This is a genomic window from Brunnivagina elsteri CCALA 953, assembly GCF_002289455.1.
GTDB lineage: Bacteria > Cyanobacteriota > Cyanobacteriia > Cyanobacteriales > Nostocaceae > Brunnivagina > Brunnivagina elsteri.
Map to the genome: position 1 here is coordinate 22,675 of NZ_NTFS01000007.1, position 18,504 is coordinate 41,178.

The 18,504-nt window shown below is 38.1% G+C and carries 8 protein-coding genes; all 8 read right to left on the minus strand.

Annotated features, from left to right (window positions below; all coding sequences use genetic code 11):
* Positions 1 to 8 precede the first annotated feature (8 nt).
* Complete coding sequence (gene dpdD / locus CK510_RS01330) at positions 9 to 2,279, minus strand: protein DpdD (RefSeq protein ID WP_143289182.1); 2,271 nt, start codon at positions 2,277 to 2,279, stop codon at positions 9 to 11.
* Positions 2,276 to 2,788 (minus strand): phospholipase D-like domain-containing protein DpdK, encoded by a 513-nt coding sequence (gene dpdK, locus CK510_RS01335; protein ID WP_095719969.1) that lies wholly within the window; start codon positions 2,786 to 2,788, stop codon positions 2,276 to 2,278. Before dpdK ends, dpdD begins: the two co-directional genes overlap by 4 nt.
* 110 nt (positions 2,789 to 2,898) lie before the next feature.
* Positions 2,899 to 7,386: a protein DpdJ gene (gene dpdJ / locus CK510_RS01340; RefSeq protein WP_095719970.1), complete on the minus strand. Its 4,488-nt coding sequence runs from the start codon at positions 7,384 to 7,386 to the stop codon at positions 2,899 to 2,901.
* 151 nt (positions 7,387 to 7,537) lie between these two features.
* Complete coding sequence (locus CK510_RS01345) at positions 7,538 to 8,254, minus strand: hypothetical protein (RefSeq protein WP_095719971.1); 717 nt, start codon at positions 8,252 to 8,254, stop codon at positions 7,538 to 7,540.
* Positions 8,248 to 11,355 (minus strand): protein DpdH, encoded by a 3,108-nt coding sequence (dpdH, locus tag CK510_RS01350; protein WP_095719972.1) that lies wholly within the window; start codon positions 11,353 to 11,355, stop codon positions 8,248 to 8,250. The genes CK510_RS01345 and dpdH overlap by 7 nt, the downstream gene beginning before the upstream one ends.
* Positions 11,352 to 12,254, minus strand: coding sequence for a protein DpdG (gene dpdG, locus CK510_RS01355; RefSeq protein WP_095719973.1), 903 nt, complete (start codon positions 12,252 to 12,254; stop codon positions 11,352 to 11,354). Before dpdG ends, dpdH begins: the two co-directional genes overlap by 4 nt.
* Complete coding sequence (gene dpdF / locus CK510_RS01360; RefSeq protein WP_095719974.1) at positions 12,251 to 14,773, minus strand: protein DpdF; 2,523 nt, start codon at positions 14,771 to 14,773, stop codon at positions 12,251 to 12,253. Before dpdF ends, dpdG begins: the two co-directional genes overlap by 4 nt.
* 3 nt (positions 14,774 to 14,776) lie before the next feature.
* Positions 14,777 to 18,076, minus strand: coding sequence for a protein DpdE (gene dpdE / locus CK510_RS01365; RefSeq protein WP_095719975.1), 3,300 nt, complete (start codon positions 18,074 to 18,076; stop codon positions 14,777 to 14,779).
* Positions 18,077 to 18,504 lie beyond the last annotated feature (428 nt).

Below are 18,504 nucleotides of genomic sequence, written 5' to 3' on the forward strand. Positions count from 1 at the left end.
AGGAATTATTAACCAGCTAAATATTCCCTTATTACCCGCAGCATTCCTGCACTACCTTTACTATTAACCAACAAAATAGGTGCAAGTTGAGATGAACGATGTGCTTCAATAAAACCTGTGGCTGCATGTTTGGCACTAGCCGTCACCATCACAACAATATCAGAATTTCTCACCCACTGACGCAACCTGTCATTACCTCCCTTGTCATGGCTGAGGTGAACTGTAACTTCTTGACAAGCTGTTTCCAGAATACCTTTGACTCTAATTGCTGCGGTTTCTGTGAGGGTATAAATTAGGATCGATTTGCCTTTGAGTTTGTGGAAAATATTTGCTTCAACCTGAATACTCGACTCGATTAAAGTTGCTTTTTCGCCAAGTAAATCTGGAAGCGACGCTGTTAATTGTAAATCTTTAACTAAATTGCGAAAGAGTTCCCATTGTGCTTCATCAATACGTTCTTGAAAACGACGCATAGTTTCAGCTACAGCAAATAGGAATTGTTGACGCTTTTCGGGGATGGGACTTGGATACCATACAAGTATATCAATTAAATCGATCGCCCAATCAACCTTTTTAGGTGAGAAAAATCGGCTCCAAAGTTCTAAGGCATGGTTGAGAATTTCAGTATATGTGGCTGTATCTATATCAGTAGTCAAAAGCGCTTGAGCTAAATCATTGAATAAAACTAAATCGACATCGCTACCTTGTGTACTAATAACTAGCAGTTCTAGCAGCGAATAATAAAGGGTGAAAAATTCACTTCGGGGAAATTGCTCATCTTTTTGGAAAAATTGCAACAAGTATGGTAGAGATTCATGAAGAATCAATTCAGATGTTGAAGCAACTTTATTTAATAAATCATTGAATTCGGTGATACTTCTGGCGTTTGCTTGTATCAGCAGACTATTAATATCCCACTCGGTAGCTCCCTGACGGGCTATCTGTATCGCTCTTTCCCAAGTTGGTTGTTTTTCTAACTCAGATAGCCATTCAAACCAATTTACTGGAATTGAGAAGGCTTGAATTCCTTGCAGTTGGGTAAGAAAATTTTGGTTCCACCGAACCTTTAAAAATACTCTTTGTTCTTCAACAGTCAACTCATCAAAGGCTTGTAATGCTGCTTTTTCAGCCGCCAAAATTTGCAATTCATACGCGCATTCGAGGAGCAAGCGAACTTTTTCTAAGGATGATGGAGCATTTCCCAGCAATAAAAACCCACGGTCGAAATCTCCGCTTTTACATAATAGTTCGGCTTGTTGCAGTTCCCTAACATTCCCCAACTCCGGAGTCATGTCAGCCAAAAATGCGGCTAATTTTTCTAAGTAAATGCGATCGCTTGACTCAATTTGTGGGATTGTCAGAAGTTCGTCACGTAAAGCTGGATTTGTTGGTTCTTCTGCTACCGCTAGCAACATAAATAATTTCAGCACTTCCGGGATTGTACTCCCAGCACGAGCAGTAAAAAGATTGCTGTATTGGGGAAAAACTACCTCTTGAAAATAAGCGATCGCACTTTCAGGGGCGTTATTGTCTTCAAAATGCTGTAATTGGGTGCGATATACAGCCAATTGTAAAGCCTGGGTGACAGCAAAAGGACGGCGAACCTGCAATAGATTCGCAAATTCTTTTAGAGCAAGCAACTCGTTCCACTGCCCCAATTCCGCTAAAAGTTGTACCCGTAGAAACAGAAGATTCAATGTATCTAAACGATGCTGGTCTACGAGGTATTGGAGAGAACTTTCGGCAGCAATGCGATCGCTTGCTTGTAATGCCATATAAAAGTCGCGCAATACCCTACCTGTAGGCTGGGGGATATCTGCAATCCGCTTAACTCGTCTTTCACCGACTCGCCGCATTTGTTCTAAAGCTTCCCAAATATCTGTAGCTTTTCCAGATATTTTAATGGTAGCACCCTCGGTAAATTCGTAAACTGCCAACTCCACGGGGTCTACCAGATTTAATTGCGCCCTTTCTCCGCGAAATGTCGAATATGTGCAACCAACAAACCCCATTAATTCCTCACTCAAGCGGCATAATTGGCGTTCTGAAGATGCATTCTGGTCTTGAGTCGGGATGGCGTACCAATCGACAATGCCACCGTGCCAGTAGGGTAAAACAGTTGATTGGGGTTCGACTTGGGTCAATAATTCTAGCCAAGGAAGGATTTTTGCATGTTTTGCTTCATCGCCTTCAATTTCCCTCAAGTTAAATTTATTACTTGCACCAAAAAATCGTTCTAGGAATTGGCGAACATGTGCGTTGTTGGGATTTTTCATCATCTCGCCCCTCCCCATCGGTTAGTAAAAATCAACTTTTGTTCTGCGATCGCTTCTGTAGATGTTTCATATGTTACTCCTTCTTCGTTGATTGTAATACCGTTATAAGTGAAGTTCATCGAACCCGCAAAATAATAACCGTCTCCGAGAATGCCTTTGATATGAAGTTCTTCGGTAATGTGAATGTGGTAATTCATAGCATCATTTTTTACCTGAAGTGCTTCAATAAAACTGCGGTTGTGGGTATCGGGACGGGTGGCAATATGGATAGTGGTTCCCCTGGATGCTAGGGTGGTGAGGACTTGGGAAAGGCGAATACGGGAACGGCACCACAAGGGTTCTAAACATAAGAAAGTATTTGCGGTGTTATCGATAATAGATATATCGGATATCCAGGGGGAAATCAGCCACAAGCATTGACTGGGGTTGATGAGTTCGGAGATAAAAATTGTTTGCAACAAGTCGGGAACTTGGCGAGAACTTAGGCGAGAGTGGATATAGCGAGAGGGCATTTAGTTTGATTTACAGCAATTTTTCAATTCCATTTATTTTCAATTCCATTTATAAATTTATTCTCACAGGCAAGCGCTTGGTCACTGAGCTTAGGGAAAATAAACTAAAGCTATTGCACTGCTTCCCTGACTCGCAATCTCACCCCAAACCCATGCGAATGCCGTTGCACTCCTTCAACCAATGGATAAACCTGCAAAAATCCTAATTCCATCGGTTTGACAACTAAATCCAAAATTGCTGATTTCAAATCTTCCTTACGATCGCAATTAGCTATCAGCAAAACTGATGTACCTTGTGTAAATGCTTCCTCTACCTGTTTGCGCCAATCAGGTTGGTCTAAATATACTATGGTGTTGCTTGCCTGCAATAAACCAAGTAATGTTTCTCGATCGGCATCGACAAAGCTGGCAAAGGGGTTATAAATCGATAAAGCACGGGAACGAATTATATTTCCCCTTGCCCACAACAACCCATAAATTACTTGAAACCGCCAGTAGGGATTAGGTTGGACTAAACCCAGATGTAATAATGCTTTATCTAGCTTATCCGAGTTGCTGGCTACATAGGCAAAAACCCGCGCATCAATTTCAATACCCAATCTTTCTTCTTGTTGGTGCCATAGACGAATCAAATCTAATAATAGTTTATCGGTGTCTGGGGTACTTCCAGGACGCAAAATTCTTGTATTTATCGCCGTCATCACGGGATGGGTTACTAAAATTCCCTGGGAAGATAGGACTTTTCGCAGTTGGGTAGAAGCCTGTTTTAATTCCCCATATCCTTGAGCTAATCGCACATCTGCCATCGCGTCAATGATATCTGCACTGGTTTCCGTTAATTCCAGTAACCGCGTTAATTCCGAGTCCACAATCTCAAAATCTGAAGGTTCCAAAGCACTTTCAGCCAAGCGGAAAAAATTCGCCGGATCGGTTGCGTAGCGTCGCAAGATTTCCTCAATTACCCCACCTCCACCGATACTAGATTCGGTTATCCAAATTTCTTCGTACCCTTCTGGTATGCTAGGTACATCGGCTGGACGGGGACCAGGTTCGATATCTAAAATTAGTTCTCCCAGGTCAAAATGGGGACACAACTGGCTGCAAGCTTCTAATAGTGCCCCTCCCACGGTAGCTTTGAAGCGTAAGGCTGTCCAACTGTGCCATTGTTCATCGGGTTCTGACCAAAGCACCTTTGCTAATTCGTTTAATCTAGTTTGAATGATATCTGCGTTGCAAAGTAGCCGTAATTTGTCATGTACCTTTTGCCTAACTACATTTTGTGATGATGCTTCTTCCCCTTCTTCCAATAGGGTTTCTTCAACATTCAAGGTTTGGAAGATATTATCGAGAACTCTTGCCATTTCCTCGCCGATATTTTCACCCAAAAGCAGATTCAAGGCTTCTGACAATGATATATTATTTGCTAGGGCGCGGGCTGTAAGCATTGATAGATATATTTGATACAGCCACTCCCGTTGTAGAGAATTTGTTAATTCACATAATATTTCATCTGTCAATACCCGATGTTGAAAATAGGTAGTATCCCGTGACTTGACTTCAATGCTTGGGGGAAGTTGAAAGCGAAACACCAAACCATCAACAGATTGAGCAAATCCAACTGCGAAAGGGGTTCCATCCTGCTGGGTAAAGTGAATAGTAGTATCGAGTTCGTAACCTTTTTTGAAGCGGATATTGGCATGGGATGCGATCGCAAACCGTCGTGCTTCCACTGGTGACTGTTGGGTGTGGGTAAAGCAGCAAATTTCTGTAATAATTTTACACCAGGGGGAACCTTGGGGTAATTCGAGTTTAATACCAAAGTCGGGTGGAATTATTTGACTGCACCATTCTAATTGGGCATTGGAACGAATGGAAACGCTGGCAGGTACTTGGGTAGGATTGATTGCCCAAGGACGAATGCAACGAATATCTGCAATTTTCCCATTTTGCCAATGTTGAAAAATTCCGGCTGATTCAAATTCAGTACAGTAGTCTTCTATTGGTAAATTTTGTTCTCTTTCTTGCCAATTGGGGGGAGCAATCCAGTGAGTTGCATGGATGTGTTGTATTCCAAATCTACGACTAGCTCTGCCCGGAGTAAAGGTTTCCAGGGCTTGAACAATGGGCATGAGGTTAATATCGGACTGGCTACTACGTAATTGGGGAGGAGTCGTAATTATTACTTCTGGTAATAGTAAGTCGCTAAATAAACTGGGGGGAACGAAATCGGGTAAGGGGTAGTTGGTTTGATAATCTTGGTTTGATTCGTTGGGATGTAAGGGGATGCGAGACCAATTTGACTTTAAACGTCGCAGCAAAGTGGGAAGTACCACCATCATCAATGACCTTGGGGGTTCCCAGAAAATCGCTTCGACTTCATCTTTACTTAAATTCAAGGCTGATTGGAGATATACAGCTAATTCGAGTTGTCCTGGTTCGGTTTCGAGAATCTTTTCAATTAATTCTATTTCTAATTGCTGACGTGTTCTGTCGTATTCAGAAGCTCTGGCAAAATCATACCACACACTTCCCTTGATTGCTAACTGCTGTCCCACCCAATCCATAAAAGCGAAAACAGCCTGAATGCGGATAACATAGCGGTTTTGGATGGGGAGCGATCGCGATTGTAATACTGGGTTAAAAAGCAAATCATAACCTTGATAGGCAATGCGATCGCGTCCGTAGTCGGATAGTACCACCACTGTCCAAGGTCGCATAATTCGTCTTCGTCCCGCACGTCCTTTTCTTTGCAGAAATGAAGCCATATCCCGTGGTGACTTGTGCTGAATTACACCGCCAACCTCTGGGTCATTGAATCCGACTTCCAAGGATGCAGTAGCAACAGTTACATCCGTATTCGGGGTAACTCCGGTATCTTGGGAACTAGTACGACCGATACTCAAAGGTAATTCCAACCCATGACCAATTTCTTCACATAAAAGCCACGATTGCCCAGCTACCAAGCGATCGCTACTCTCGGATGCATTGTGCGATCGTAATGTTGCAAATGGCAGTCTTCCCCGCAAAGGACGACCCCAACTGTCACATCCTTCGGCATCTAAAAGGTTATGAAATAAGCGATTGGTAACATCTAAATCGTCAGTAAAAGCAAAAACACGGGAACCATAAAACCCTTGACTGGGAGGGTCTTGTGAGGGGTCAAGGACTCGTCTCAGCAGCATTGCAACTTGTATTGTTGTAGACAGTAAACTCGTTCCCGATACGGGGTCGCCCCTGAGAACTAATTGATATTCCGTACCTTCCGCAACTTGGTTCTCGCTGGGGGAAACTTCCTCAATAGAACCGGGATTTAAGCCTGTAAGTTGGCTAAAAAACTCTGCTGCATTTTCGAGAGTTGCCGAAAGTCCTGTAAATTGAACTTTTTTGGCAATTATTTTCTGCCAACGTCGCAACAAGTAAGCCACCTGTGCCCCGTGGATACCTGTATAAGTATGTACCTCATCCAGTAAAACTAACTGAGGTTTTTTCGTAGCTCCAATCCCGAATATATGACCGTAATAAGAATCACCCATCGATCGATTTAGCATTTCCGTACTGGTAAAAACCAAATCAGGGGGAGATTTCATCATGCGATCGCGCGTGAGAATTATCTCCGAATCTAGGATAATAGTACCGCATGATGGTTTTATACAAGTAAGTTTTTCTCTACCAGCTTCGATATCTGCGCGTTTCCAGGATAATATTCCCTCACATTCAGGACAACGTAAGTAAGGACAAGTAAACCCACCATCTTCAGGTTCCCATTTCTGTTGGATACTTTCGATGGTTGCACTTTTGGGAGTCAAGCCAAAAAATGCCCCGATCATAATTTGACGCTTTCCTTCAGCTTTCAAAACAGCATCAAGACGACGTGCTTCTTGATAGGTTTCAGAAAATTGGTCTTTGAGAAGTTCATTACGGGGATAAATTGCTAATCCCTTACTCCAATATTCATTGTTTTTTACCAAACCTGCAATATGTGCTAATGCTGGTAAATAAAATGCTAAAGTTTTTCCTGTACCAGTACCAGCACAAACAATCATTCCGCGACTTTTGGTATTATTTAAATCCCGCAGCATTCGACTTGTCGCACGTAGCTGAAAATCGGCAAGTAGAACTTCACCACGGTTATGAGAGTTTAATATCGAGATAATTGCTTTTTTTTTCAGGGGAGTTAGTAGTTTATCCGCTTCTAGCGTTTCAATTACTATATTTAAAGTGATATCTCTTTTTGGATAAATTCTTGGACGAATTTGCAAGCGATAATCAGCCACCAAAGTGGGGGAAATTTGCCAGGTATTGTTATGAAAAAGTTGACGAAGACGGGCAAATAATCTGACCGATTCTGCCATTCTGGTACGGAAAATACGAGTACATTTAATGTTAAATTCAAAGAGTAATTTTCGCTCAATTACTTCGTTGATAAAATCCCAAATATCTATATCAGCATCGGAAATATTTAAAAAAACTTCGACAAATTCAATAATTTCATCTTCAGAAAATCCACCATCAACGATACCCCAAGTAAGAAGTTGAACTTCTTGACGTTCTAAGATATCTAAAAAATCTCTAATTAATTCATTTAAGTTGAGAGTCATATTAATATTTTTAAAGAACAAATTATTTAAGAGAATAAACCACAGAAGTTAAATAGAATTGCGACTAGGGAACACCAAGAAATAAATTATCCCTTATTTATGAGTGATAGGTAAATCTATAAATTGGGATATTTTATTTTCTGGAAATCCCCTAAATCAGACTAATTTTAAAATTATCAGCAATCTCATGTTGATTAATCCAACTTTGTACCTCTGGAGTTAAAAGCTTTAAAGAAGTTCCTTGATTTGCTGTAACTCGGATAAAATCTAATACAGCATCTGGAAAATCATCAGACTTAAGAGTATCCCAAGACTGTCTTAATTGTGCGATTTTTTGCTCATATATTGCGAACTGAGAATTATTTATAGGGTAAGCAATCTTTTTTATTTCTGCATCGAGATTGCGAATTTGTTGCACTGGATATTTAAAGTTTTCAACTTTAGATAATACACTTAGTATTTCACTATTCGTACTAGGCATTTGTTGTCCCAAGTAGCTTCTCCAAGCTTCAGTTAGTAGCTTATCTATTGATGCTTTTAAGCCATCTACATTTTGTTTGAAAACATTACCATCAAACTTTGTATTATCGAGAATCCAATCAGGGTCATTTTTGAAATTTTCTTCAGCAGTAATAATAAAATTCAGCAGTGCATCTGCTTTTTTGGTTAAATTTTGGGTTAAAACTATATCTATGATATTCCTTTGACGAAACGTTACTAATGCTTCCACAGGGAGTTGAATAACTGCAACTGCATCATTAATTTGCTTTTGTCTAGTTTGGAAAGTTTTTAGATTATTCGCAAACTTTTGTAGGTCTTTTTTTTGTTTTGATAGCTCAATTAGTTCCTGTGATTTTTCTACTAGCATGTTGTTGTATCTCCTTTAATTTCATTCATCATATTTCGTAAATTAGCCAATCCATCGTTAATTTCTTTACGGCTAGATTCTAGTGATATTTCACCTGATTGTTCTAACACTGCAATGCCATTCTTCACTTCCAAAAGCGAGAGACTTAGAAAACTATCAGCATCATTGAGAAAATCCTTAGAATCAGTAATTACTTTTTGATAATCTTCGCTTAAATATGCTAGTAACTTACCAGTATTATTTTCTGAATTTTCCTTCTCATCTTGGATGCGTTTCATTAAATCTTGATACTTGGTAATTGCAGTGCGTCGAAATTTATTTAACATATCTTTCATGCCATCAAAATCTTTTCTACCACGAAATATACCCTCATCTCTGGCTGAACTCATTGCCATTTCTAGAGCATCAATAACTTTGTTTTTATTAATATCCTCTCCCAACTCAGATACTAAAGATTGATAAATATTAAATTGCCGTTCATACTCTTCTTGAATCGCTTTTTCTAACAATTCATCTACCTGTTGGCGTACTTTTTGTAATTCTGGAAACCCATCTCGAACATCTTCGGGAATTTCACATTGAGGTTGCCAAGATTTACGCACTTTTTCTAAAGGTTCAATAATTTGAACTGCATCAATAATTTGAAACGGTGAAGTGCTACCTTTGGTACAAGCAATTCGACTTTTGACAATATCTAATAATGCTTCTCGATTTTTAGTTTTCTTAAAAGTATCAAATAACGTTTTCCAACTTGACGCACGAGTTGTATCATCATTGCTATCTATATCTACAAACAACGAATTAATCAAATCTGTCAGCGTATTCGTTGGATGTCCTGCCATTGTGGCACTAATTGCCAGTAATTCCACCGCAGCAGGTACAGGATTCCAAGGTTCCCCAGATTCACGGGGATAAAGACGAATTTTTTCGACGACATGCTGACTCCAACATGACAAATACTTTGCATACATGCGAAAATAGCGATCGCCATTCGGAAATTTCCAGTGTTTATAGTGATTGTATTTTAAAATACCTTGAAAAACGTATGCTGTTTCCGTAAATTCATTCTTGTTATCTGGGTTAAGGGGAAGTGAGAAAACAACCCCTGAATAAGTCCCTCTTTTGACTTTAGGGTTATGGAAAATTAAATTTCGCTGTTGAAGTAATTTACCACCACTACCGACAAAGCTACCCTTAAGAAGCATTTCAGTATCCCATTCGATTTTTTCCATAATTGCAGGAAAAAGTAACTCCCGAATATCTTTTGCGATCGCATCTGGTAAAATTGCCTCATTATTCCAACTGTCGAGGATTTCTAGCTTGCTTTTCAACGTTTCTGGAATCTCTTCGACTAAAGTATCAATTTTATCTTCTTGCGGAGATTCTACAAAAATTGTTGTCTTGGAATTAAGTTTAGATTGCGGTATAAGCTGCTTTATTTCCGTTGGTTTAGTTTTGACATCAAGAAGAGGTAAATTAAAGGCTGTATGAACCTCTGGAGATAAATTACAAAGCTCATTACTATTATCCCACAAGTCTAAAAATATCTCACGACGCTTGGAATTTTGCGAATCTTTCTTCTGAATATCTAATTTAATTTCAGCACTCAATCGCATTTTCCCAAAGTGTTTTCCTAAGCTAACTGAGGGAAAATTCGCATTCTTAATATCATCAACAGAATTTTCTAAAGTGTATTTCAGGACATCTCTAATCAAAATTCTGGGGTTAAATTCATCTGGATTAACTCTACTAAACATCTGCTGTAAAGCTTTGGAGTTGAAAGGATAAAGTCCCATTCCTTCAATATCTCCAAACCCTGCATGGCAAGCTTGAGAGTATTCGCAATCTTCACAAGCACTTGCTATCTTATCCCGATTTTGAGAACTTGCCCAATCAATAATTTCTGTTTCTTTTAAGCGAACAGCATTGAGATATCTGGCAACAAATATCTGAACATCATTTTGGGTAATTAAAGATTTGTCACCAATTTTGTCAATATTCAGATTGACACTAAAAGTAATACGCTGTTGAACTGTATCAACTAAATTTTTAAAATAGCCTGTGGTACAAGCTAATGCTGTCCGAATCGCACACAATGGCTTATTTTCACCTTGTTGAGGTCGTGCTAAAACAGCTTCTAATACTTCCCGATCAATACCTTGTAACTTAGCAAAATCTTCAATTAACAGTACCAATTCAATATTCTTTTCTGCCAAAGTTTCGCGGACTTCACGCATCAATTTTTGTAAATCTTCCCGACCCAAATTCAAAACTTGGCTAATTGCATCATCTAAGTGAGAGTTTAACCAAGTTACAGTTTGTTGTTGGATATTCTCATCATTGATTAAGAAAGAATAAAAGTCCCTTGCTTTTTGTCCAGCTTTTTGAATATCTAAAATATTCAGTGGTAAATCTTCAGCAGAAAACTCACGACGCTCGTTGATATCTTCAATTTTATCTTTGTATCCAAGTGTATGAACTACTAAGCGATGAATAATTTTTTCATCTTGTAATAAATTTTCTCTAAAAAAATCATCATATAGCAAAGCTGGTAAATTTTTAATCAGATGTTCTTGAGTTTCTTCATCAGCAAGTTTAGCCTTTAAATGTTGTCCGTTTATCCCAATTTGAAAAGCTAAATTGTTTAATAGCTGTTCTCTTGCACCTTTATCTGTTAAAGTCCGAGTTGTTTGATTTAACCGTTTGCGATACTGATTTAATTTATCTTCTTCAAATCCTGCAATATTGAGAATTTTTTCCAGAATATCTTTTAAATTTGTGCCAATTCTGGGAATCAGTAGAACCTTACGTTTATCAGTTGATTCTATATTAGCCGACAACCAACGAATCAAATGGGATTTCCCTGTACCTGTCTCACCCAAAACAGGTACAAAGGCAAAATCTTTTTCAGCTAGAAAATCCTGAAGAAACTGCGCTTCGTTATATTCATTCTGTGATGATGCTTTAATTGAATCCTGACGATACATGGAAATAGGATGATGTGTAGCCAAAAATAAATGATTGGAGGTTTGGGTTGCTTCCACATTCATCACTTGACGAATCATATCTAGGTTCCAGCAAACATAATTTTTAAAGGTCATGATTTGTCCCCTTTGCAAATAATGTGAGAAATTCGTCCATCGTCATCAACTTGATTATTTGCTTTTGGTAAAATCATTAAATCTGTATCAGATTGTCTTTTTAATTCAATATCACCCTCATCTTGAAGTCGAAATAAAGCAAAAGCTGTAGTTGTGGAAAGATAATTAGTTTGACGTTGACCAATTTGCGCTTCGATTTCTTCCCGAAATTTACCGGTTTCAAACAAAGGACATTGTGTTGTCAATCTATTAATAAAATCCTTTATCTTAATTTCTTCTTCCCCATTAAATAAACACTGAAGATTACGTTTAATATAAGCTGTTGGGTCGGGAACTGTGACTGTTTTTCCTGCTAAAGTATGACCCCATGCAAAACCCATGTAACGCATCCAATCATCCATTTGACTAAAGAAGCGGTTACTCGTCATTTTTAAATCACCAACTTTTTGTTCGCTAATCAGCTTTTCCACTTCTTCCCAAGTTCCAGGAGCATCGTAGATATCTTGCGCTAAATACCAAGCACAAACCCGACCAAAATCTTCTTCATCTTCATTCTCAGATGTAAAAAACAAGTGATTGAAAGTATCGGGTAATAGCTTGTCACCAGTTTGAGGATTTATTGCGTCTTTTGGTAAATTTTGGTTAATTCTAACTTCTTCGTCTTCTTCGATTAAAAGATTGCATTTTATGCTTTCTCTAATTGCGTCATTGAACATGGGATGGGAGCTTTTTTTATCTTTTGATTTTTCTTCGCTCGCTAAATGTTCCACTAATTTATCAGGAGACAATATTCTTTCTAATACGTCTCTCTTCTCACTTTGTCCTTGAACATGAAGTAAGTATCTAAATATTCCCCGCATTCTACTAGGATTTGCTAAACCTGTTTTTAAAACACTCATATACTAACCTCAGTACAAAATATATCGAATTTAAAATATTTGCCGGGAAAAATATTAATTAATAGCCTGTCTTCTCTATCTGGATCGGGTGTATTTTTAGAAAGTAGGATAACTCGCATTATATCTGATGTATTCGATAAATAGTTTGGAGATAACGGGTTCCCCGGAGGATGGAAAATTAAAGTAGGAATGCGTGGTATTAAGTAAGGTTCGTAGTTATCAAATAGAAAAGTAAATGAATTATTTATTTTAGAATTTTCTTTGATAAATTCTCTATATTCTGGAGAAATTATGATATTTCTCATACCCTGCTCAATTAACCACTTAAATATTTTTCTTCCTCTTTGAAATTTTTTTAATTCTTCCACAGAATCATAGAAAATAAGCAATATTTTTTCACCTGCAATTAGCCTTTGTAATTCTCCACCGAGATAAAAATTTGGATTTTGCCATACTGCTCTTGATGCTGGCATTATTCCGGCAAAAGCTGTAACTCCATTTTTTCGACAAACTGGACAACCTCCACAAGCTTTAGAAACTATTACCGAACTCCTATTTCCCATTGAACGTGCAGAAATGTTATAAGCTTCTGCAAATATTTCTGAAATACAACGTTTAGTTTTTAAAGCTTCTTTCATAAGTCGAAGATTTTTATCACTCCAATTTTGCCTTTGCTTGCGAACTGGTTCAATGTCATCTTCCCAAGTTAGTTTTTTATCGTGAGATTCATTGCGAATGCGAATAATGCGACAATTTCGGTACAAATCCCAGGCTTTTTGATAAACTTCATCAGATTCTGACTCAAAGTTTTTCTTCAACGGAGGTTCCTCCGAGTCTATTTCAATTAGATTTGCTCGGTTCATCAGCGTTAAAGTGCGGATATTCCAAGCTCTATTTTGTTCATTTTGCATATCAATATCTTTTTCAGATAAAGAGGGAGGATTATTAATAGGTATCCGATATCGTCCATCTTGTAAATTCTCTTTTTTTATAAACATACTTTGCCAGCGCTCCAATCCCCTCTCGACAGTAATTGCCGCATCTTTCTGTAAACCAAGAGCAATATTAAAGTCTTCGTCTGTATATAATGTCAGCGACATACATGCTTTACCATCTCTTCCTCCTCGTCCAACTTCTTGATAGAAACGATCGATGGTTTCGGGTATACAAACGTGAATTACTGCCCTCACGTCAGCTTGATCTATACCCAATCCAAAAGCAGAAGTTGCAATCACTATATCAATCTTTTTCTCTTGCCATTTTTTAATTAGTTTTTCCCTCTGCCTAGTAGTTGATTTTCCTGTCATAGTGTCATGTCTTTTAAATCCAGCCCGGTTTAATTCTTTTTTCCAGTATTCTACATCTTCAACTTTTGTAGTATAGATAATTAATGGACGAGGCAGGTGAGATATGGCTTCTATTAACCTCTGTTTCCTAATTTCAGAACTTTGACACCATTTAAACCAATAAGCAGGTTCTGGACGCAACTGGACGGCGGATATGACTTTTAAATCCTGACCAAATAATGATTCTAAAGTATCTAAACAAGATTCTGTTAAGGTTGCTGTTAGTAATAATGTCGTGAAAGAATTAAGACGTAATAAATCTTTTCGCAAACCCGGAATTTCTTGAAACGCAGGACGAAAATCATCGCCCCATTGCTCAACCATATGGGCTTCATCAATGATAAAATACTTCAACATGCCCGATTTTGAGGCTTCATAGAGCGAAGAAGCGAGAGAATTCATTAAACTTTCCGGAGAGGTAAAAACAATTCTTTGGGTTCCGTTGCGAATGCGATCGCGTATTCCCTTGTTCTTCTCTTTTCCTTCAACCGAATCATCACTATAATAAGCTGTAGGATGCTCTATTAAAGGTTTTAATGCCCGTTCTTGGTCAATCGCTAATGCTGTAGTGGGGACAACTACCACACTCACCCCGTTATTGTTTCGAGAATTTAATAAAGCTGGTAATTGAGCGCAAAGACTTTTTCCCGCACCTGTAGGTAAATTAATTACTAAAGTGCTATTTTCTGGTGCTGTTAATATGCCACGAATTGCATCTCGTTGTCCGATACTGAGGTAGGTTTCACGATTCACTAGTTGTAAAAAAAGGTCGCCAGTAACGGGTTCATAATTACGGCACTTTTTCTCATCAAATAGTGGTTTATCTGGGGGATATTCCTGAGAATCATCAAGCCATTGGGGTTGCCAAGCAGAAGCACTAATTAGATAATAATCTTTACGCTCGTTAAATGTTTGTATACTGGCTTGTTCCCAATTAATTTTCAGAAAAGGTGCTTTTCGAGGTATTTGCAGGTAACTTGGAGAACTTCGACCCTGCTTTTCATCTTCCCGTCGCAAAATATGCCGCACCAGACTAACAACATCTCCAGAACCCGGTGAGTTACGTAATGCATCTAATAAACGCTGGTGGCAAGGTTCCGAAATATAGCTAATATCTTCGGCGATGTTACCAGTTTTAAGAATTTCTCGCAGTGCTGAAAATGAGTCACTCATCGATTATTCTCCTTCAACTGGAGGTAGATGTCGTCCAGAAATGATAATAAAACCAACAGAATCGAGACGAATTAAAGGTTTGCGAATTCCTTCGATAATGACTTGGCTTAATTCTCTTTCATTATCAAGTTCTTGTTGGAGTTTCACATTAGAAACTTGTCCCTGTTCATTAAGCCGATTAAGACGCAAACGTAATTGTTCCAATCTCCTACCTAAATTTTGTTCGGCATAGGTGCTACTTTTATCACACAACTTACTAAAATCTGGCTGTTGAACCAGCAAATCTAAAGATGTTTGCCGAGCGCGATCGCATATTTTCTGCCACTTACTAGACTCAATAAAATTATCAAGAATATACAAACGATTTTTTGCTAAGTTGTAATCCCGTAATTTACTTCCTTTATATTGATAAGGACATTCTAGAATCTTTAAAATATTTTCATCTTCAACAATAGTCATTGGTTCATATCTGGCATCAATGAATATACTTTTTACAAATGGAGCAAATAAGCCATCTACACGTCTTTGTAAAACTTTAGGATTGGCGATATTTTTTTGATAATTAACTATGTCTGTTTCCACAACATAATTAAATCTAAAACCATACCATTCCTCACCCTCACTCGAATCCCAATTTTCCTCAAATCGCCACATTGCATATGTTTTACCCCTATCATCCCAATTTAGATAAGATGACAGTGATTCTACAAACTTTTCACCAATGCGGTAAAGTTTTAATCCTAGTTGCTGATTTGCTACGCTACGATTAAATGTACCAAACCCATCTAAGGTATTTGCAAAATTGTTTCTTAAATCATCGGCTGGAATTAATGTACGTTCGGTAGCTCGATATCGCTTTGCCTTTGATATATTGGGGTCATTAATATCCTTAAATTGTAATGCATCGCAAACCCAATCTTCGGTGAATCGCTCCATATCTTGATGGCAAGCGTCATAATCATCTAATTTTTGGAAATATTCGCTAGAACTATCATCAAGAGCATCAATTTCATCAAGGGCATTTTGTTCGCTAATTTTGACCTGCTCTTGGCTAATTTCTTCCTTAACTACTTGAATATTTTCTAATAGTCCTTCTGCTCCTCTTCTAAATAAAACTTCTGCCAATATGGGCAATTTTTCATCAACATAAAACTGAAGACTAGCAATTGATTGCTGAAAAATATTAAACCCTTCTTTAAAAACACTAAACCATGCATCGTGGAGGCTATCAGGTAAATCGACACCAGCAAATACCGTAAATTCTACTTTCAATGAACGACCAATTCTATCTACTCTGCCAATTCTTTGTTCGAGACGATTTGGTGTCCAAGGTAGATCAAAATGAATTGTATAATTAACAAATTGTAAATTAAGACCTTCTTCGCCGGAAAAATCACAAACTAAAATAAAGCAATTCGGGTCTTTTTTAAACCGATTTAAGTTTTCTTCACTTTGAGAACGAGTTTGCCCGCATTGATTAGCAGCAACAGCATCTTTACCAAAGCAATCTGTCAATACGCGGACAATTTCGGTACAAGATTGCACAAAACTAGTAAATACAACAATTTTTGGCAAACTGTCACCCGGTACAGGTCTTTTTAACCGTCTTTGTACCTCTGTCAATAATTTAGGTATGTTGGCTTTCAACGATTGCAGCTTCAACGGTTCGCAGAGATGGTGAAGTATAACTATTTTGAGTAATTCGAGCCTGTCCCCATCTTCCGAAGGTTGTTGGATGATTTGTAGTAAACTTTCTAAAATTTCTTCTTCGTTATTAAATTTTGGGGTTTGAGTCAGAATTTTGTCGGATTCTGCACCAAATTCCTGGATTAATGCCGCAGAGGATATACCCAAACGTACTTTAATTAACTGCTCTAAAATACCTAACCAAGTCCCAGCAGCACGAAATAACAATAGAAAAATCTGATGATATTCTTGTTTATCCGGTGCTGCATTACGCCATCCCTCAAGTATTTCATGGATGTCATAACTTCGTTCATCCAAGTCATACTCAGCTTTTGGGGTAATTTTGCGGTCAAAAATAACATCTTCTACAGATGCACGACGGTTGCGAAGCATTCGACGGTGAAGTCTGTAGGTATCGCTAATATGGGTACGAATCGCTCGCACAATCGTCACCGTATCGCCAACCTTAGCTGCGAGAATACTCTCTAAGCTATCTATCAACTCTAATAAATAACCATCTTCGGGAAACAGGTTACGAAGTCTTTTGAGACTATTTTTCAGAACAAAGGAATCTGCATTTTCCTTAAACGACAGCAGTATCCTACCAATATCCTGCCGTCTTGCTACCTTATCCCGAAAGCTTGCTAAATCATTAAGTTGGTAGGTACTCGGATCGAGAAAATGCAGCATTGTCAGAAAATCTTCCTCATGGTTGAGAACTGGAGTTGCCGAAAGTAGTAGTAAGCGATCGCATTTATGTGTCAGATTTCTGTAAGCCTCGAAAAGCTGGAGTTTTGCGGCATCTTTGGAGCTTCCCATTGCGGCAATATGGTGTGCTTCATCCAAAATTAGTAAGCCAATTTTTGCTTTTGGGTTAATTTTTTTGATATCCTCAACTGCAAGTATTCCAACCCGTTTGGGAAAATGGGAAATATAAAATTTATTTTCTAATTCAGTTTTCCACTGTGATAATAAATACTGCGGTACTATAACCACCGCATATCCAGAAGGTTCATCCAAAAGATATTGACGCAGGATTGCACCAGCTTCTATAGTTTTTCCTAAGCCAACTTCATCTGCTAATAAATAACGTTGAATTGGGTCTTCAAGTACCCGTCGGACAACTTCGACTTGATGAGGGAAAAGTTTAATGTTGGCAGATATTAAGCCCGTCATCCCGCGACTGACAGCACGTTGCGATACCAAGGACTTAATAAGAGCAAATCTGCGATCGTAAAAATAGGGCGTTTCTTGTCCCTTCATTGCCAAAGTTTCAATCGGTTCTGCTTGGAGTAAATTGCAACGAACGTAAATTTCTTTCTCGCTGACTAGAATGGTTTTCTTACTGGGTAAATCTATCCGATACTTACTAAATTCCGCATCCCACTCATAGATTCTACCTATAATCCAAGTTTCGCAACTTTCTTGGTAAATATAGCATCGAGTTTGACGCTCTAGTCTAAACTGAGACAAGCAGTCTAACGGTAAGCTTTTTTCTATACGTTGACCTACTGAGCAAAAATATTCAATAGTTACCTGAGTATCTGATATATCAATTACCTTTCCTATACCCAAACTATTATCTTTAGAACGTACCAATGAACCGAGTAATATCATGATTTAAGCCTACTCAGTACGTTAGCATTTACTTTGCCATAACATAAGTCTAATTGTCCTACCACTTTGGTCAAAAATGGCTCATAGACTAACTTATCAGCATATATTTGCCAATTTACTAATTTTTTTAGCTTGGTGTGTAAGAACGTAATTTGTATCACAATTAATTTACCGATAGTACACCCGGAGGTAGATAGGTATACATATATTATGGTTCCTTCTAAAAGAAAAGCCAACATCTGTGATTTTTTTTACATACTATATTTAATGTTAATTATCAGTAAATAGATTTTTTTGTAAGTAAATGAAATAACAAGTATTTCAAAGCACACGTAAGGATATTCGACTGAATTACTAAATTTACTTGAAAATTTGCGCCCTTTTTGGCAAAGTTATACCATTTTAATATGAAGAGGCATAAAATAACC

Coding starts and splice junctions, on each gene's coding strand:
- dpdH (WP_095719972.1), bottom strand. CDS start 11,355: ATGACCTTTAAAAATTATGTTTGCTGGAACCTAGATATGATTCGTCAA.
- CK510_RS01345 (WP_095719971.1), bottom strand. CDS start 8,254: ATGCTAGTAGAAAAATCACAGGAACTAATTGAGCTATCAAAACAAAAA.
- dpdK (WP_095719969.1), bottom strand. CDS start 2,788: ATGCCCTCTCGCTATATCCACTCTCGCCTAAGTTCTCGCCAAGTTCCC.
- dpdE (WP_095719975.1), bottom strand. CDS start 18,076: ATGATATTACTCGGTTCATTGGTACGTTCTAAAGATAATAGTTTGGGT.
- dpdD (WP_143289182.1), bottom strand. CDS start 2,279: ATGATGAAAAATCCCAACAACGCACATGTTCGCCAATTCCTAGAACGA.
- dpdG (WP_095719973.1), bottom strand. CDS start 12,254: ATGAGTGTTTTAAAAACAGGTTTAGCAAATCCTAGTAGAATGCGGGGA.
- dpdJ (WP_095719970.1), bottom strand. CDS start 7,386: ATGACTCTCAACTTAAATGAATTAATTAGAGATTTTTTAGATATCTTA.
- dpdF (WP_095719974.1), bottom strand. CDS start 14,773: ATGAGTGACTCATTTTCAGCACTGCGAGAAATTCTTAAAACTGGTAAC.